We start from the raw sequence: 15,361 nt of genomic DNA on the forward strand, positions 1-15,361 counted from the left end.
TTAATTAAGAAAAATGCTTCATGAAGGCTCCCTGCAATACACGTTAATTCTTATTATATACTTATTGCGTGTAATGTCATTAAGGTTTATTAATTCATTAGTGAAACACTATAAGGGATGAGTAGAAACCTTAAGGATGAGTTTTTGCGTTTGTTGAGGGAGGATGAGGTTTTTAGGTTGGCGGTAATAGGGTTCTTGGGTATTTCTGATGTTCAGTCTTCGCTTAGGCAGTTGGTGAGTGTTGTTAGTGATTTAACGAGGACTGTTCAGAGGCTTGTTGAGGGTCAGGAGAGGCTTTGGGAGGAGAATAATAAGTTGTGGCAGGAGGTTAGGAGGCTTGCAGAGGGCCAGGAGGCCCTTAGGACCGACGTAAGTAAACTCTGGGAGGAAAACAACAAGATTTGGCAGGAGATCAAGGCGCTCCGCGAGAATCAAGAGAAGCTTTGGGAGAACCAAAACAAACTATGGCAGGAAGTCAAGGCACTCAGGGAGGAGCAGGAGAGGAGGTGGCAGGAGAATGAGAGAAGATGGGAAGAGAATAATAGGAGGTGGGAGGAGGCGTATAAGAGGTTTGAGGTTATTGAGACTGAATTGAGGAATTTGAGGGAGGACTTTAATAAGTCCATGGCAGCCATTAACAGGAGGTTAGACGCGTTGGGTGCCAGGTGGGGTGTTATTTCTGAGGAGGCGTTTAGGGAGGGTATGAAGGGTGTTATTGAGAGGATACTTGGTACTGCCAAGGTTGAGAAGTGGACGTATAATGATACCAATGGTGAGGTTTATGGGCATCCTGCGATTGTTGATGTGGATCTGGTGATTAGGGATAATGTGCACGTGCTTGTTGAGGTTAAGTCGAGCATTTCCAGGGGCGATGTTGCGGAGTTCTGGAGGGTTGGAAGGCTTTATGAGAGGGTTAATGGTGTTAAGCCTAGGCTTGTGATGATCTCGCCATACGTTGATGATAAAGCCATGGAGCTCGCCAGGGAGTTGGGTATTGAGGTTTATACTAACGTTACGTGAGAACACCCATTAATAATTATGACCGCATATCACTTAATCGCTAAGTGCCTATGATGAGTTATTGGAGAGTGATCAATGAGTTTATTGATATATGATACAGTTATTTATTTGCCTTCGGCACTTACCTCTGTTATGTTAAAAGTTTCGATGGGTTGAAGAAGTAATGCTTATTAATTGCCTTTTCATGTGGAATTTAATGAATAGGGATAAGGCGATTGGCATTGGGTTGCTTGTGATATCAGTAGTGATTATACTCGCCTACATATACCTGACCTTCTTCACACCATACACAACATTGGTTCTTCAAATAACGGATACACTAATAATAATAGTGGTCTTTGGAATACTCGCCTGGGTAGGCTACGCATTAGCCACAACACCACCACCAAAGCCTATTGAGGAGATTGAGAAGGAGATTGAGGCTGAGCTTAAGAAACTTGAGGAGGAGACAAAGCAGGAACAACAAAAGGCCCAGCAACAGCAGTAGTCCATGCAAGCCAAGAACCGATTTAAAAGCAGTAACAACCCGGTAGAACTCCATCAATAATCCACAATGCATTCCTATGGACTAGCCAGGAATTGTTCCTCCCTGTGAAATTGGCAGTAATAGCACGGGTGTATTAATCAAGGCATTAAGCGGTGAGGTATCTCGACACCAATCAGTTAAGGCGTTTGAAAGTAAGGTTTTTCAGGAAGCCGGGCTCTGCATTATAAAGCCACCATGAGGTCTGTTTTAAGAGCTGGAATTGAGGGACGAGCAACACCAATTAATGGTGTGGTAACGATGGTTAATACTGAGCATGCTACGGGGTTGGTTACCATGAAAGCATTAAGTACGTGCCCATAGGTGCCGGTAATGGTCCATGATAGGATATGCCTATTCGGACCCGATGGGTCCGGTAAGAGCACGCTGGCCAGGTTGCTCGCCCAATACCTGGCGAGGGGTGATTACGTTAGGATTTCCTGGGTCAGGGGCTCACACATGGCTGCGTCACTGCTGGCTAGGTTTTTGGCATTATTCCCAAGCATGAGGGGAGTTGATAATCCTTATTACGGAATTTCAATACCGAAAAACCTGAGGCCCCTTTGGTGGTTCCTGGAATTCATATCAGTACTACCCAATTGGTTCTTCAGGTTCATAATGCCCAGCATTTACGAGACTGTGATTGGCGAGAGGGGGCTCCTGGACTTCCTGGTTTGGGTCTGCGTAACCACCGAGCCAGGCTTCCTCAAGACGCTGTGGGGAAGGGCGACACTGGCGTTGGCGCTTAAGCATTGCAGAAATGTGTTTATAATCGCCGACCTCAAGACCCTAATCAGGCGTAAAGGCCGTGAACCGACTGCTAGGACATTACCGAGGCAGTGGGTAATATATAATGCATTGGCTAAGTCGCTTAACCTAATCAGTGTGGATACAAGCAGTGATACTCCCATTCAGTCTCTAATTAAGTTAATAAGCGAATTAGGCATGTAAAATCATCAAATACCCGGTGAATTCCTCTCCCTACCAGACTCAAGGAACCAAATACCAAGCCTATTGGCCTCCTCGACTGCCCCCGGCATTGCCCTTAGGCAGTAAATGACCTTAATTACCCTGCCGGGGAATTTGTCTGGCATTGCCCTGATGGCCTCATCAATCTTCTCAGCAACCCTCCTAACAGTGTTGGGGCTAGCCCTCGTCTTAGCCTCGCCGACTATCGTCAACCGCCCATCGGTACCATAAACATCAAACTCAAACCTAGCATTCAAATGCGTAGGCCTGGTCTCCACCACGACACCTCTCTGCCTAAGGAAGTACTGAACCACCTCATTGGCCTCCTCCTCAATCGACAAAGTCACATGCTCCAAAGTCCTCCTAATACCCCTCAACTCCCTCCAAATCTTATTATTCTCCTGCCATAGTTTTTCTATGTTTTCGTTTATTCTCCTTATCTCCTGCCATATCCTATTGTTCTCCTGCCATAGCCTCTCCTGGCCTTCGTGTAGGGCTCTGATTTCCTGCCAAATCCTCTCGATATTCTCATTAATCCTCCTATTCTCCTCCCATAGCTTATTGACGTCTACCCTCAATGCCTCATAACCCTCCCTGAGTGCCTTGACTTCCTGCCATAGTTTGTTTTGGTTCTCCCAAAGCTTCTCTTGATTCTCGCGGAGCGCCTTGATCTCCTGCCAAATCTTGTTGTTTTCCTCCCAGAGTTTACTTACGTCGGTCCTAAGGGCCTCCTGGCCCTCTGCAAGCCTCCTAACCTCCTGCCACAACTTATTATTCTCCTCCCAAAGCCTCTCCTGACCCTCAACAAGCCTCTGAACAGTCCTCGTTAAATCACTAACAACACTCACCAACTGCCTAAGCGAAGACTGAACATCAGAAATACCCAAGAACCCTATTACCGCCAACCTAAAAACCTCATCCTCCCTCAACAAACGCAAAAACTCATCCTTAATACTCACATTGAATTATTATTGCAAATCAAATATAAACTTACCGCAAAGACAGCACCTCTTAATGAGAATATCCATCCATGCGATCGAATCTAGGTTATTAATTAATGATTAGCGGCATGATGCTGTACTACCTCATTAAATTCCACTAATCATTAGGTTCCATGAATCGATTAAGATCACGATTAAAGAGTGCACAAGGGCCTGGGGATTGCGATACATAAAATGTAAGGAGCTTACGTGATGAGTAAGAGTATACGTAACTCACTTTAGGACACCAAGTTAGGTGCTCTTTCTTAATTAATGCTATGAAGGCCATTTAACGCTTCGATCATCGAGACTCATGTAGATGGCATTTAACATGAGAATAGGAGGGGGTCCTGGTCGTCAATGTGAATATGGATAGGAAGACATTGGAGAAAATTAAGTAACTTGAAGTGATGATGAAGCGAGTGTCTGATTGTTTGTTCATATTACTGTTGATATTGCCCAGAATATCACTAGGGCTATTAATGTTGGTATTAATGCCTTGGTAATGCCCGTTCCGTAAACCCTGGCGAATATGTAGGCTAGGAGTAATGAACCCACCACTACAAAGGCCAGGCTAACCGTCAGTACCATTGGTTCGCTTAAAATGCTGTGGTGCGTCGCCACTGCATTAATTGAGTATTCAAGGAGTGGTGTTGTCGCTGTTATTGCCGTCTGGACCACACTCACGTAGAAGTAATTCCCACTAAGTAGCCAGGTATCCATGAAGCCCGCGTTTATCCTGAAGGCCCTTAGCAGCGCCATGAGTACCGCAGCCTCTATCAACCAACCAATAACCAAGCCCACCAGAGTCGTTATTGGCATTATGGCTTTTATAAACGAAATAAAGCCCGATATATCACCCTGGCTTATAGTCACCCCCTCACTGCTTAATTGCGCCTCGATTTGATGAATGAATATTGGCGTTATTGCTGGTATGAGTATGTAGGTTACATATAGGTAGGTGGCTATGACCGCTATGATGAAACCGACAATCCCCGTAATCCTCAACAAGGACTTAATATTCATTAACAACGTACTTATAATCAATTATTAATGCATTACTTCCAGCCTATATGGCAGTTAACTCCCTAATTAATTGCTCAAGGCTCTCACGTACCTGTGGGACTTCGTAGGTCCTCGTTATTACGCCGTCGCTTATCCTAGAGACCTTGTGGCAGTTACCTATTAACTCGAGGTTGTGTGTTACCATGACTATGGTCATGCCGAGCTCCCTATTCAATTTCCTGAATATTTCCATGATTATGGCCGCGGTCTTACTATCAAGGTTGCCAGTGGGTTCATCAGCCAGTAGGAGCCTTGGCCTGGCCACTATCGCCCTGGCAATGGCCACCCTCTGCTGCTCACCGCCACTAAGCTCATTAGGCCTCCTCCTGGCCTTATCCCTAAGACCAACCATCTCAAGGGCCTCAAGGGCTAGTCTCCTCCTTTGGCTTGGATCCACGCCCCTGGCTATTAACGGTAACTCGACGTTCTCGAGCACGGTCATCCTAGGTATTAAGTAGTATAGTTGGAATACGAAGCCCACGAACTCATTCCTATACCTATCAAGCTCCGCATTACCAAGCCTATGCAATTCGTAAGGCCCAACCCTAAGGTAACCCCTACTAACCCTGTCTAAACCACCTATTAGGCTGAGTAGGGTCGTCTTACCACTACCACTAGGCCCAACTATACATCTAAACTCACCCTCATTAATCTCCAGGTTCACACCACGGAGTGCTGGGTAATCACCGTAGTACTTCCACACGTCCCTAGCCTCAATGAACGACACACGGGTTACTACGGCACCTCTTTAAAATACATACTCACCAAGCATTCATATATTGAACATCATAGTAATAATACCTTTGTAAAGAGAGTATGGTTTATAAGGGTACTCGCGGTCTCAAGACCCGATGTCGAAAATGATAACTAATAGGCATATACTTGTAATAACCATGGCTGTACTGGCCCTGCTGGCTTTAATACCCTTGGCACAGGCGCAGCAGTACTCAAACACGGCACCACCCTTCTCGATAGTCAGCATATCATCAACACCATCACCAACAATTACGGGGATCTCTAAGGTATCAATAACCCTAATATACACAGGCGGTTATTACCTATACAACACTGAGTTCTCCCTAACACCCTGCAGCGGCGCTGTGGTTTCACAAAACCCGGTATTCATTGGCTGGTTAAACCCTGGTCAGGAGGTCACAGTAACTTACCTAATAAACTCAACATTACCCATTAACTGCCAATCCACGCTAACCATAAGCTGGGGTGCCGAGTACGAGACATCACCAAGGGCTCAGGTGACCACATATATACAGGTGGCGGGCTCAGGCTCAATGAACATAAATTTCCCACTGGTCGTTTATGGCTCGCCGATAATCACGGCATACACCAAGACCCAGTACCTAGTTAGTAATCTTGTTAATCCCGTGGAGCTCGTGATTAGTAATAATGGTAGTGGGCCCATCTATGACTTACAGGCTAACGTGGGGATTGAGGGCGCCACATTAGCCGCAGGCTCAAACACGTTGATAATTGGTACGTTAAATCCAGGGAGCAACTACACCACGACACTGTATGTATTACCGACGGGCAGTGGCCCCGTAACAATGACAATAGGTTACTCAGGACTTGATCAAAACGGTAATGTGGTCAGTGGGAGTATTTCAATAAGCATGGGCGTCACCACAGTATCCTCAAGCCAGGTCATTGTTTACCCAGTGAATTCCTCGCTAAGCATCGGCTCTGGTAGGTTGGTCATTGGTATTAGGAACGTGAACCCCGTGACCATCTACAACGTGACCCTAGTCATAGCGTCAACCCAGGGACTAAGCCTAGCGGGTAGTACGGCCTATGATATTGCCGAGATACCGCCTGGTTCAACGGATTACGTCTATGTACCTGTCGCCGTACCAATAACCTCATCCTCAGCATCAATAACATACTCACTGACATACCAATACGCCGGTGGATACCCAGGTAGTATTCAGGGCGCCATGACCCTCTCCGTGCTTAACCAACCATCAATACTAGTAACCGGTTACCAAGTGGCCCCAACGCCATTAACAATCGGCGAGACGGGCTCCGTGTCGCTGAACTTCGTTAACACCGGTCCAGTGCCGGCCTACAACCTAAACATAACCGCAATACCAGGCCCTGGCATTAAGATTATTAGTCAATCAAGCACGTACATGGGCACACTAAACTCCCAGCAGTTGAGTGCCGTGGCCTTCAGCTTCAGCGTTACTAGGGTGATGAACACCACCATAACCTTCCAAATACAGTACACGGACCAATTCGGTCAACAGCACGTGCAGTATTACACGGTGCCGATAACCGTGGTTAGGAACGCAACATTGTTTATACAGTCATCCTCCCAGGTGGGTCAGCAGGGCACAGTCATCAATTACTATAGGTTCCACAGGACTAACTACTTCACCTACGTAATAATTGCGTTGGCTGTGGTTGCCGTGGCCATAATAATCACCGTGGTTCTGCTTCTGCGTAGGAGGCATGGTGGTTCCACATGAGGGTTAGCGACTACTTTAAACTGGCGTGGAGTGCAGCGTGGGAGCGTAGGGGTAGGACTATAGGCGCCATTGTCGGGATAATAATAGCCATAGTGGCCCTTGGACTAGCCATAGGCATGGGGCAGGGCTATAAGGTGTTGACCACAAGCTTCTTCGAGAGGGTCTTCGGGACGAACACAGTGTTCCTATTCCCAGGGCAGAACTCACAGTTGACGCTTACTGACGTCTATGAGGTCATGAACATACCGCACGTGACCAACGCCATACCCATACTCTCCACGGTGGCCAGGGTGAATATTAATGGGCATGAGGTCACGGCCACGATAATAGGGGCCACGGAGCAGGAGATAATGCAGCTCTACGGAGTAACCTCACTTAGCAATGCCATACTGGCCGGCGCCCCGGTACTTTCGCCAGGACTTGCGTTGGTTGGTTATAATATTGCCTTCACAAGCACTGGTCAGCAAATTGCATACCCTGGGCAGGTGATGGTTATAACAACGCCAGGTGGTTCCGAGATAACCTACACGGTAGGGGCCATAATGCAGCAAAGCGGTATTGGCGTCATTGGCTTAAACCCAAACAATGCAATATTTATTGATGAGAACACATTCCTCTCGCAATTTGACCCGTCGGGCACGGTTGATGGGATAATAGTTTACGTGGATTCACCAAACAACATTAACTACGTCACGGATGAGCTAAAGGCGATGTTCCCAATGGATCAGGTATTAAACCTATCAACACTACTATCAAGCATTAACCAATTCTTCACGGTACTCGAGCTCTTCTTAGCCTTCATAGCCGGGATAAGCTTCGTAATAATTGGCATTTGGATGTTCGACACAATGATGCTCAATGTGATCCAGAGGACGAGGGAGTTCGGGATAATGAGGGCCGTGGGCTTCAGCGGAAGGTCAATACCACTACTCCTAATTATTGAGGCTGCGATAATAGCCGTAATCGGCTCCGTGATCGGCACGGCACTACTCATGGCCATAGTCAGTGTCTTCCCAAGTCCATCATCGTTCATGGGACCAGCCTTTGGAGGACCTGGCAGGGTTGCTAGGGGTGCTGCGGCAGCCGCCGCGTCGCCATCAATAATGCTACCCATAGCCCTAACGCCTCTTGACTTCGCCGCAATATTCATACTACCCATCGTTATAAACGTGATAGCCGCATTGGTACCGGCATTAAGGGCCATGAGAATACCACCAGCCCAGACCCTGCGCTATGAATGAGACAATGGCGGCAATAGCCTCAAAGTTAATGCATTATAACTTGAGTACGGCCCTTCTGAGTATTGGGTCCGCAATCACGTAATCCTCATCAACCTTCTCCACAATTCCGTGGTCAATCAACTCCCTGAGAAGCACGTACAGCGATTTATCATTTATCGGCCTACCCTCCGCAGTCTCGAGTGCCGCCTTGAGCTCCCTCCAACTTCTTCTAACGAACAACTCCCTAAGCAATGCCCTATACCTGGGGCTCCTATTGGTTAGGAAGTTCCTAAGTTCATTGAGCGCCAAGGCCATTGCGGATTCAAGGACCTCATCAAGTGATTGCCTACCCTCAACCACGTATTTGTGACCAATGTATGTTAACCAACCAATCACGCCATCGAGCTCATTCACAATACGCATCAACAACTCATCACTAACCTGAACCCCATACTGCTCAAAGCCCCTCCTCAGGAAATCCAGGGACTCATCAGGACTAAGTCTCCTGGTGCTCGCGAAGTGTATGTACCTACCGAATAATGGAGCCTCTGGGTCATTAACGCGTAGGAACCTATCCAGCACACCAACCTCAGAACCGGATATGAGGAATTTTACGTATTTCAGGTTATCGTAGGAATACGCAAGCAATGCATTGAAGTCTATCCAAGTCACCCTACTTAGTTCCTGGGCCTCGTCAATCGCGATGATTACGGGATTGCCCAACTCCGTGCCAAGGTCATTAATGGCATTGAGTAACTCGCCAATGCTTAGCCTACGGAATTCACCCAGTTTAATTTCCACATGTATTGGTGATGCCCCAATCCTAACCCACCTAATCCTGGATAGAGCATCCCTAACCCTATCGATTATTGGCTTATTCCTGGCAAGGAAATCCTCAAGCCCATGCCTAATTAATTCAATGAGGTCTGCCTGCCTAGGCCTGCCCGTGAACCTCACGTCCAGGTAAATGTATGGGTAACCAATCTCATTAAGTGCAACCCTCATTAACGAGGTCTTACCAGTCCTCCTTAAACCCCTAACGACGATTATCCTATCATTAATAATGCCGTTAATCAAATTCCTCAACTCAGCCTCAAAGTCGTAAAGATCCTCCCTCCTACTCTTAGGCTCAAGATCAAATAGCATACACCAGTTACTTACCCTATAGGTAAGCTTATTAACCCAACTACCTCCTCGGCCTCAGCACAGCACCAAGTATAGCCAATATCACGCCTATAATACCAATTACTATGCCCATGAGTTCGAATGCACCACCAGTTCTTAGCCCGCTAATAATGTAGTACGTAACAGTTACGGGTATTGAATAATTATTTATCAAATATAGGTTACCCTTACCGGATAATACGGCATAGGCAACAACGTAATAACCATTAACATATTTTTGACTCCATTGCCCAGGGGCTGTAACGTAAATCTCTAGGGGCTTATTAATGGAGTCCATGTAACTCACCGTTAATATCCTATCCGGATTTGCAGTACCTAGTGTAATGTTCCCACCAGGGGGTAAAGTTGCCGTTGTGACCGTGATCTTCGCCTGAGTAAGAACCATATATACGCCAATGGCAAATACCAAAACGGCAATCACGATCAAAACCGCACCAGTTATTAACAAACCCCTCCTCATGATATTATATGTCTAAAACCAAAGTAATTAAGCATTACTTCCCCATACGGTAGCAATAAATAAGAAAAGCCATAATTTGGGCCTGGAGAGTCGCCGCAGTTCTATAATCACGGCGACTCTTCCTGCCCAAAGCATGGAAATACCTCATTATAAGGTAATGATTAGAATAAACATTAATTTAAGACGTTGCTTATTTTTAATATTGTGAATGTGAATCTGATTTAATTTAGTTCTTTAATGGCGGTGGTGCCTGCCTTGGTATTATCATGTGTATTGTTACATTATCAAATGGCCTAATCCCGTACTTCTCCCTGATTTCCTTGGGTATCGTGAACTGCCTACTGGCCGTATGCCTAGTCCTGAGAAGCTTAACGTTATCGACCTCTATTTTATATCCATTGTACTCCATGATCACGCTCACATACTTAACCTTATCAAGCCCCAATGACCTGACGAGATTTGCCGGCACCAATACTTGATTATTTATGTACACCTTTATTGTATATGGCAATTCATTCACTGGTAAACCCTTCCTACCAACCTTAATCTCCTCTGTGAACGTCATTAACCTTACCGTGCCCCAATGATCTTTTAAAGGCTTTTGTGGAACTGAATTGTGAAACTAACGTGAAACTCCGCGGAGCGCCTAGTTATCCTGTGTTTCGTGATTGAAACTTAATTAGTAATTGAAATTAAATCAAAAGACTAGGCATCAAAAGCATACCCCTTTTCTGCTCATACTATATACCATAGACTTAAAAATCGGTTTCACTAATTAAGTCATTGGTGATGAGGCGGTTGGGTCATGAGTAGTGATTGGAATCGCATGGTCTGAAATAACTTAATAATTTGCAGCTTCCCAGTAATTGTGTCCTTTAGGGAGGACATTGAGTTAATCAAAGGCTCAAGGAGTAATTTACTACGTGGCAAGAGGGTTGTACTCGCCCTAACGGGTGGTATCTCAATTTATAGGGTACCGGACATTGCCAGGGAATTGATTAGGCATGGGGCTGATGTGGTCACGTTCATGAGTAAGGAGGCGAGCAGATTACTTGGTCCAAGGGTCATGGAGTGGGCTACGGGGAATCCCGTTTATGTGGAGTTAAGTGGTTATGCCGAGCATGTGAATATCTGTACGACGGCCAATGCCGTAGTTATTGCACCGGCCACGGCAAATACGATTAGTAAGATCGCTAATGGCATTGGCGATACCTCAGTGACTTTATGTGCAATGACAGCCCTCGGCTCAGGAGTACCATTACTACTTGTACCTGCAATGAACGAATCAATGTGGAGAAACCCAATCATTAGGTCCAACATTGAGAAATTACGCAACCTGGGGGTTCATTTCGTGGAGCCCATTATTGAGGAGGGTAAGGCAAAGTTAGCTACTAATCAGGAGGTCGTTGATTCAGTAATCGACCTATTATCGCCAAGGGATATGAATGGCCTATCCGTACTTATCACCTCAGGCCCAACGCACGAGTATATCGATGCCACTAAATACATAACAACACCAAGTAGCGGCCTAACTGGTTATTACTTCGCCAGGGAGGCCATGGCCAGGGGCGCCAGGGTGACGTTGATTGAAGGCCCAGTGAGTATTAGTGATCCACCTGGTGCTGAGGTTTATAGGGTTAAGAGTGTCCTTGAGATGTACGATACTGCCATAAAGCTAGTTAGTAAGCGTCATTACGACCTGGCCATACTCACGGCAGCACCGCTTGACTTCTACGTTAAGGATAAGGTGAGTGGCAAACTAAGCAGTGACTTGGATAAGGTGGTTATTGAGCTGATCCAGGCGCCTAAGATTGCTAGGGACCTGAAAAGGTACTCACCAGGCACATTCTTAATAGCCTACAAGGCCGAGGTTGGGATCACTGAGGAGGAATTAATTGCTAGGACATTAAAGAGGGCGAGTGAGGGTGATTGGGACCTGGCACTGGCTCACCTGGTTGGTGAAGGCAAGGGTTTTGGTACTGAGAAGGATGAGGTTCTCGTTTTAAGCAAGAATGGGGTCATAAGGAGAATAGGTCCACTTCACAAGCGTGAATTGGCAAGGGAGGTGCTAGGTCTGTACCTATCCATGAGCAGGTCACGTGTCAAAAATTAGCATTGTTAAATAGCCATATATATTACTAGGTAACACTTTAAATATGCCTTTAACCCGGTAATACGCTATGAGTGGGCCAACTGTTCCTGAGCATGTTAGAAGGAGGGGCTTAATGCTCGCATCAATATCGACCTTCTTAGCGTGGGCTCTTGAGTATTACGACTTCCTAATCTACTTCTCATTGATACCATACATAAGCGAGTTATTCTTCCCAAAATCAAACCCATTGGCAGCACTCATATACACATTGCTTGTCTTCGCCGTTGGTTACTTCGCCAGGCCCCTTGGCGCAATATTCTTCGGCCACATAGGGGATAAGTATGGTAGGAGAAATGCCCTGCTTGGCGATGCCATTACAATGGCCGCGGCGACGGTAGTCATTGCATTACTGCCAACGTACTCACAAATAGGGATTTGGGCACCAACCCTACTCACCATATTCAGGTTTGTCCAGGGGTTTGGTTATGGCGGTGAGGCTGGCGGTGGTGTTGTGTGGGCCTTGGAATTTGCTTCACCAAAATGGCGCGGCTTGGTTAATGGCGTGCTTAATTCAAGCATGTCAGTCGCCTCCCTACTTGCAACGGGCCTATTACTACTTGTTAGTGCCTATTACCCAATAGGCGTAGTTGGTTGGAGGATATTGTTCCTAAGTGGCGCCGTTGTTGTTATCATCGGCTTAATCATAAGGTTCGCGGCCCCAGAGTCAATACTTTGGGAGAGGAAGAGGGAGGAGGGTAGGATTGTTAAGATTCCGTTGGCCACAGCCATTAGGAGGTATTGGTTCAGCCTAATCCTAGTCATATTAATTAACCTCGGCTTAACCTTCGTATTCTATGCGGGTTACGGCTTCGTAACAACATTCACTAAGTTACTATCAAGTTACATGCCGGAGCTTCAGAGGGCTTTCATTAAGTTAACATACCTACCGCTCATGCTTGGTAGTATTGGTGGTATAATAGGCAATACATTTGGTGGTTACTTAACTGACCTATTTGGTAGGAGGAGGATGCTTATAATACCGACAGCAATACTCCTAATCACAATATACCCACTTTACCTAGCCCTAACAACCCTCTCAATACCAATAATGGCCTTATCACTGGCCCTCATGTACTTCATATTCACCTTAAGCGCCACAGTGCAGACTGCTTACTTCTCCGAAATATTCCCAACAGAGGTCAGGTGGAGCGGGATTGGCTTTGGCTGGAACCTAAATGCAGCCATTGGTTCACTTGCACCGACCTTCGCATTACTACTATACACTAGCCTAAAGGGTGGTATGAACCCGATAACCGCGGCTGCACTGGCGCCGTCGATCGTCGTAATGATTGGTGCGGCAATGACAATAATAGGCGCATCAATAGGTCCCGAGACCGTTAGAAAGCAACTCGAATGAACTTATAACGTAATAATATTAAAAATAAAAACAAATGCTATTATGTTACTTCTATTTCTTATAATTCTTTAACAGCTCTATCAATTCCTTAACAACATCTCTATAATCACCAACTATTCCATAATCCGCGTACTGGAATATCGGTGCATTTGGATCGCTGTTTATCGCCACGATTATCTTAGACTCCTTCATGCCGAATACATGCTGAATGGCACCACTAACGCCAACGCCTATGTATAGGGTTGGCCTTATGGTCTTACCCGTCTGCCCAACCTGCCTATCAGCAGCCAACCAGCCAGCATCCACAACCTTCTTAGTGCCGCCAATTGTACCGCCAAGCAGCTTAGCGAGTTCCGTGAGTAACTTAACACCGTCTGCACTACCCACGCCACGCCCAGCCACAACTACGATGTCTGCCTTCTCAACCGGCGGTAATTCCTCACCCTTAACCACAGACTTAACCTCAATCAGTCCCTGCCCATTAATGCTAGGTATTGAGTTAATGGTCTCCTCTATAATCTCACCCTTCCTACTCGTATCCCTAGGTGGTGTTGGGAATACGTTAGGCCTAACACTGGCTAGTTGCGGTCTCCTAGTTGGAGTCCTTATGTGTGCGAGTATGTTACCGCCGTATGTCGGTCTCACCTGGTCTAAGTCCCTCGTTTTTGGGTCCACGTCTAGTTCCGTGCAGTCAGCCGTGATTCCAGTCCTCAATGAGTTGGCAACATATGGTGCCAGTTCCCTGCCTCTCTTAGTCGCTGCGAATAGTATTATCTCGGGCTTATACTTATTGGCTAGTTGAACAATGACGTTGGCGTATATGTGCGGTACGTACTTAGCCAGGGCTGGGTGGTCAACATAAATCACCTTATCCGCACCATAGTAAATAGGCTCCTTAACAGCGTCGCCAAGATTATAACCAAGCACCACGGCTGTCACATCAGTGCTAATCTTACCAGCCAACTCCCTAGCCTTACCAATAAGTTGCAGACTTCCATCCTTAATTACGCCATTTACATACTCGACATACACCCAAATACCCCTATACTCATTCTTATTCACTGGATTCCACTCACTACAGATCTTCTGCTGAGCCTGTGCCGCACTCATGGCTTGATCACCCCCTCCTTAATTAGGTTATCAAGTAACCACTTGGCTGCCTCCCTTGGATCACCCTTGAATACCTGCTTCTTCCTCTCTATGGGCTTGGCATCCTCGATCTTCGCAACTATCGTTGGTGAACCCCTAAGGCCGATACACTCCCTCTCCAGCTTCAGCGCGTTGTTATCGACGATCTTCACTAAGCCATTCAGTTTGGCCTCAACCTTCCTAGCGAGACTTATGTCCCTTGGCGGATTACTATTCTTATAAACACTGATTATTATTGGCATCTTGTACTCGTAGGCCTCGTAGACACCCTCATCCTCAAGGTACCTGGTTACCACGATAAGCCTATCCTCAAGCTTAACCTCAGCGTCAACTGCGTAATAAACATATGGCAGGTTGAGCCAGGAGGCCACCTGGGCGGGCATGTGGGCTGTTGTTGAGTCCGTGGTCTCCTCACCAAAGACTATAAGGTCGAAGTTAGGGAATAGTTTCTGTATGCTCCTTGCCACTGTGTATGAGGTAGCCAATGTATCAGCACCCGCGAATGCCCTGTCCGTGATTAGGTATGCCTCGTCAGCCCCCATGCCTATTGTTGATTCTAGGAAGTCCTTGCCACTCGGTGGTGCCATTGATAATGTTATTACTTTACCGCCATACTTATCCTTAAGCCTTAGGGCGAATTCGAGGGCGTTCCTATCGTATGGATTAAGCATCAGTGGTACTCCCTCACGCACGAGGTTATGGGTCACGGGGTCTAGCCTAACTGCCGTTACATTAGGTACCGCTGCCTTCACAGGGACTATTATCGTTAATCCACCCATCAGTAAAGAGCAGACATTT

The 15,361-nt window shown here is 46.4% G+C and carries 15 protein-coding genes; 7 read left to right on the plus strand and 8 right to left on the minus strand.

Going from position 1 to position 15,361, the window contains the following annotated elements:
* Nucleotides 1-117: 117 nt before the first annotated feature.
* The 3 genes from VDIS_RS01930 to VDIS_RS01940 all read left to right on the plus strand — a co-directional run bounded on the left by VDIS_RS01930 (nucleotide 118) and on the right by VDIS_RS01940 (nucleotide 2,494).
* Nucleotides 118-1,020 carry a PD-(D/E)XK nuclease family protein gene (locus tag VDIS_RS01930; protein WP_013335521.1) on the plus strand — a complete coding sequence of 301 codons (903 nt, stop codon included), beginning with the start codon at nucleotides 118-120 and terminating at the stop codon, nucleotides 1,018-1,020.
* A 196-nt stretch (nucleotides 1,021-1,216) separates the two neighbouring features.
* A complete protein-coding gene (locus VDIS_RS01935; protein ID WP_013335522.1) occupies nucleotides 1,217-1,507 on the plus strand; it encodes a transcriptional regulator in 291 nt (96 codons plus the stop codon).
* Between the two features lie 369 nt (nucleotides 1,508-1,876).
* Nucleotides 1,877-2,494, plus strand: coding sequence for a thymidylate kinase (locus tag VDIS_RS01940; RefSeq protein WP_013335523.1), 618 nt, complete (start codon nucleotides 1,877-1,879; stop codon nucleotides 2,492-2,494).
* A 5-nt stretch (nucleotides 2,495-2,499) separates the two neighbouring features.
* On the opposite strand, the gene VDIS_RS01945 is transcribed toward VDIS_RS01940, so the two are convergent.
* From VDIS_RS01945 to VDIS_RS01955, 3 genes are all read right to left on the minus strand, one after another.
* Nucleotides 2,500-3,471 carry a DUF8196 domain-containing protein gene (locus VDIS_RS01945; protein ID WP_013335524.1) on the minus strand — a complete coding sequence of 324 codons (972 nt, stop codon included), beginning with the start codon at nucleotides 3,469-3,471 and terminating at the stop codon, nucleotides 2,500-2,502.
* Nucleotides 3,472-3,930: 459 nt separating this feature from the next.
* Entirely contained in the window at nucleotides 3,931-4,518 is a 588-nt protein-coding gene (locus VDIS_RS01950) for a hypothetical protein (RefSeq protein WP_013335525.1), read from the minus strand.
* 43 nt (nucleotides 4,519-4,561) lie between these two features.
* Nucleotides 4,562-5,284 (minus strand): ABC transporter ATP-binding protein, encoded by a 723-nt coding sequence (locus VDIS_RS01955; protein ID WP_013335526.1) that lies wholly within the window; start codon nucleotides 5,282-5,284, stop codon nucleotides 4,562-4,564.
* Between the two features lie 124 nt (nucleotides 5,285-5,408).
* On the opposite strand from VDIS_RS01955, the gene VDIS_RS01960 reads away from it, so the two are divergent.
* Both VDIS_RS01960 and VDIS_RS01965 read left to right on the plus strand, forming a co-directional pair.
* Entirely contained in the window at nucleotides 5,409-7,040 is a 1,632-nt protein-coding gene (locus VDIS_RS01960; RefSeq protein ID WP_013335527.1) for a COG1361 S-layer family protein, read from the plus strand.
* Nucleotides 7,037-8,281 (plus strand): ABC transporter permease, encoded by a 1,245-nt coding sequence (locus tag VDIS_RS01965; RefSeq protein WP_013335528.1) that lies wholly within the window; start codon nucleotides 7,037-7,039, stop codon nucleotides 8,279-8,281. The genes VDIS_RS01960 and VDIS_RS01965 overlap by 4 nt, the downstream gene beginning before the upstream one ends.
* Before the next feature lie 33 nt (nucleotides 8,282-8,314).
* Here the strand turns inward: VDIS_RS01965 and VDIS_RS01970 are convergent, their stop codons facing one another.
* The 3 genes from VDIS_RS01970 to VDIS_RS01980 all read right to left on the minus strand — a co-directional run bounded on the left by VDIS_RS01970 (nucleotide 8,315) and on the right by VDIS_RS01980 (nucleotide 10,470).
* Complete coding sequence (locus VDIS_RS01970) at nucleotides 8,315-9,406, minus strand: AAA family ATPase (protein WP_013335529.1); 1,092 nt, start codon at nucleotides 9,404-9,406, stop codon at nucleotides 8,315-8,317.
* Nucleotides 9,407-9,446: 40 nt separating this feature from the next.
* Nucleotides 9,447-9,905 carry a hypothetical protein gene (locus tag VDIS_RS01975; protein WP_013335530.1) on the minus strand — a complete coding sequence of 153 codons (459 nt, stop codon included), beginning with the start codon at nucleotides 9,903-9,905 and terminating at the stop codon, nucleotides 9,447-9,449.
* 226 nt (nucleotides 9,906-10,131) lie between these two features.
* Complete coding sequence (locus tag VDIS_RS01980) at nucleotides 10,132-10,470, minus strand: AbrB/MazE/SpoVT family DNA-binding domain-containing protein (RefSeq protein WP_013335531.1); 339 nt, start codon at nucleotides 10,468-10,470, stop codon at nucleotides 10,132-10,134.
* Nucleotides 10,471-10,773: 303 nt separating this feature from the next.
* Here VDIS_RS01980 and coaBC point away from each other — a divergent pair, with 303 nt between their 5' ends.
* Together coaBC and VDIS_RS01990 are read left to right on the plus strand one after the other, a co-directional pair.
* On the plus strand, nucleotides 10,774-12,018 hold the full coding sequence (coaBC, locus tag VDIS_RS01985; RefSeq protein ID WP_013335532.1) for a bifunctional phosphopantothenoylcysteine decarboxylase/phosphopantothenate--cysteine ligase CoaBC: 1,245 nt from the start codon (nucleotides 10,774-10,776) through the stop codon (nucleotides 12,016-12,018).
* Between the two features lie 67 nt (nucleotides 12,019-12,085).
* Nucleotides 12,086-13,414, plus strand: coding sequence for an MFS transporter (locus VDIS_RS01990; protein ID WP_013335533.1), 1,329 nt, complete (start codon nucleotides 12,086-12,088; stop codon nucleotides 13,412-13,414).
* Between the two features lie 51 nt (nucleotides 13,415-13,465).
* Here the strand turns inward: VDIS_RS01990 and VDIS_RS01995 are convergent, their stop codons facing one another.
* Together VDIS_RS01995 and VDIS_RS02000 are read right to left on the minus strand one after the other, a co-directional pair.
* Nucleotides 13,466-14,524, minus strand: a complete 1,059-nt coding sequence (locus VDIS_RS01995) for an electron transfer flavoprotein subunit alpha/FixB family protein (protein WP_013335534.1) — start codon at nucleotides 14,522-14,524, stop codon at nucleotides 13,466-13,468.
* A complete protein-coding gene (locus VDIS_RS02000) occupies nucleotides 14,521-15,342 on the minus strand; it encodes an electron transfer flavoprotein subunit beta/FixA family protein (protein WP_013335535.1) in 822 nt (273 codons plus the stop codon). The genes VDIS_RS01995 and VDIS_RS02000 overlap by 4 nt, the downstream gene beginning before the upstream one ends.
* Between the last annotated feature and the right edge of the window lie 19 nt (nucleotides 15,343-15,361).

The organism is Vulcanisaeta distributa DSM 14429 (assembly GCF_000148385.1).
In the GTDB taxonomy this organism is placed as follows: domain Archaea; phylum Thermoproteota; class Thermoprotei; order Thermoproteales; family Thermocladiaceae; genus Vulcanisaeta; species Vulcanisaeta distributa.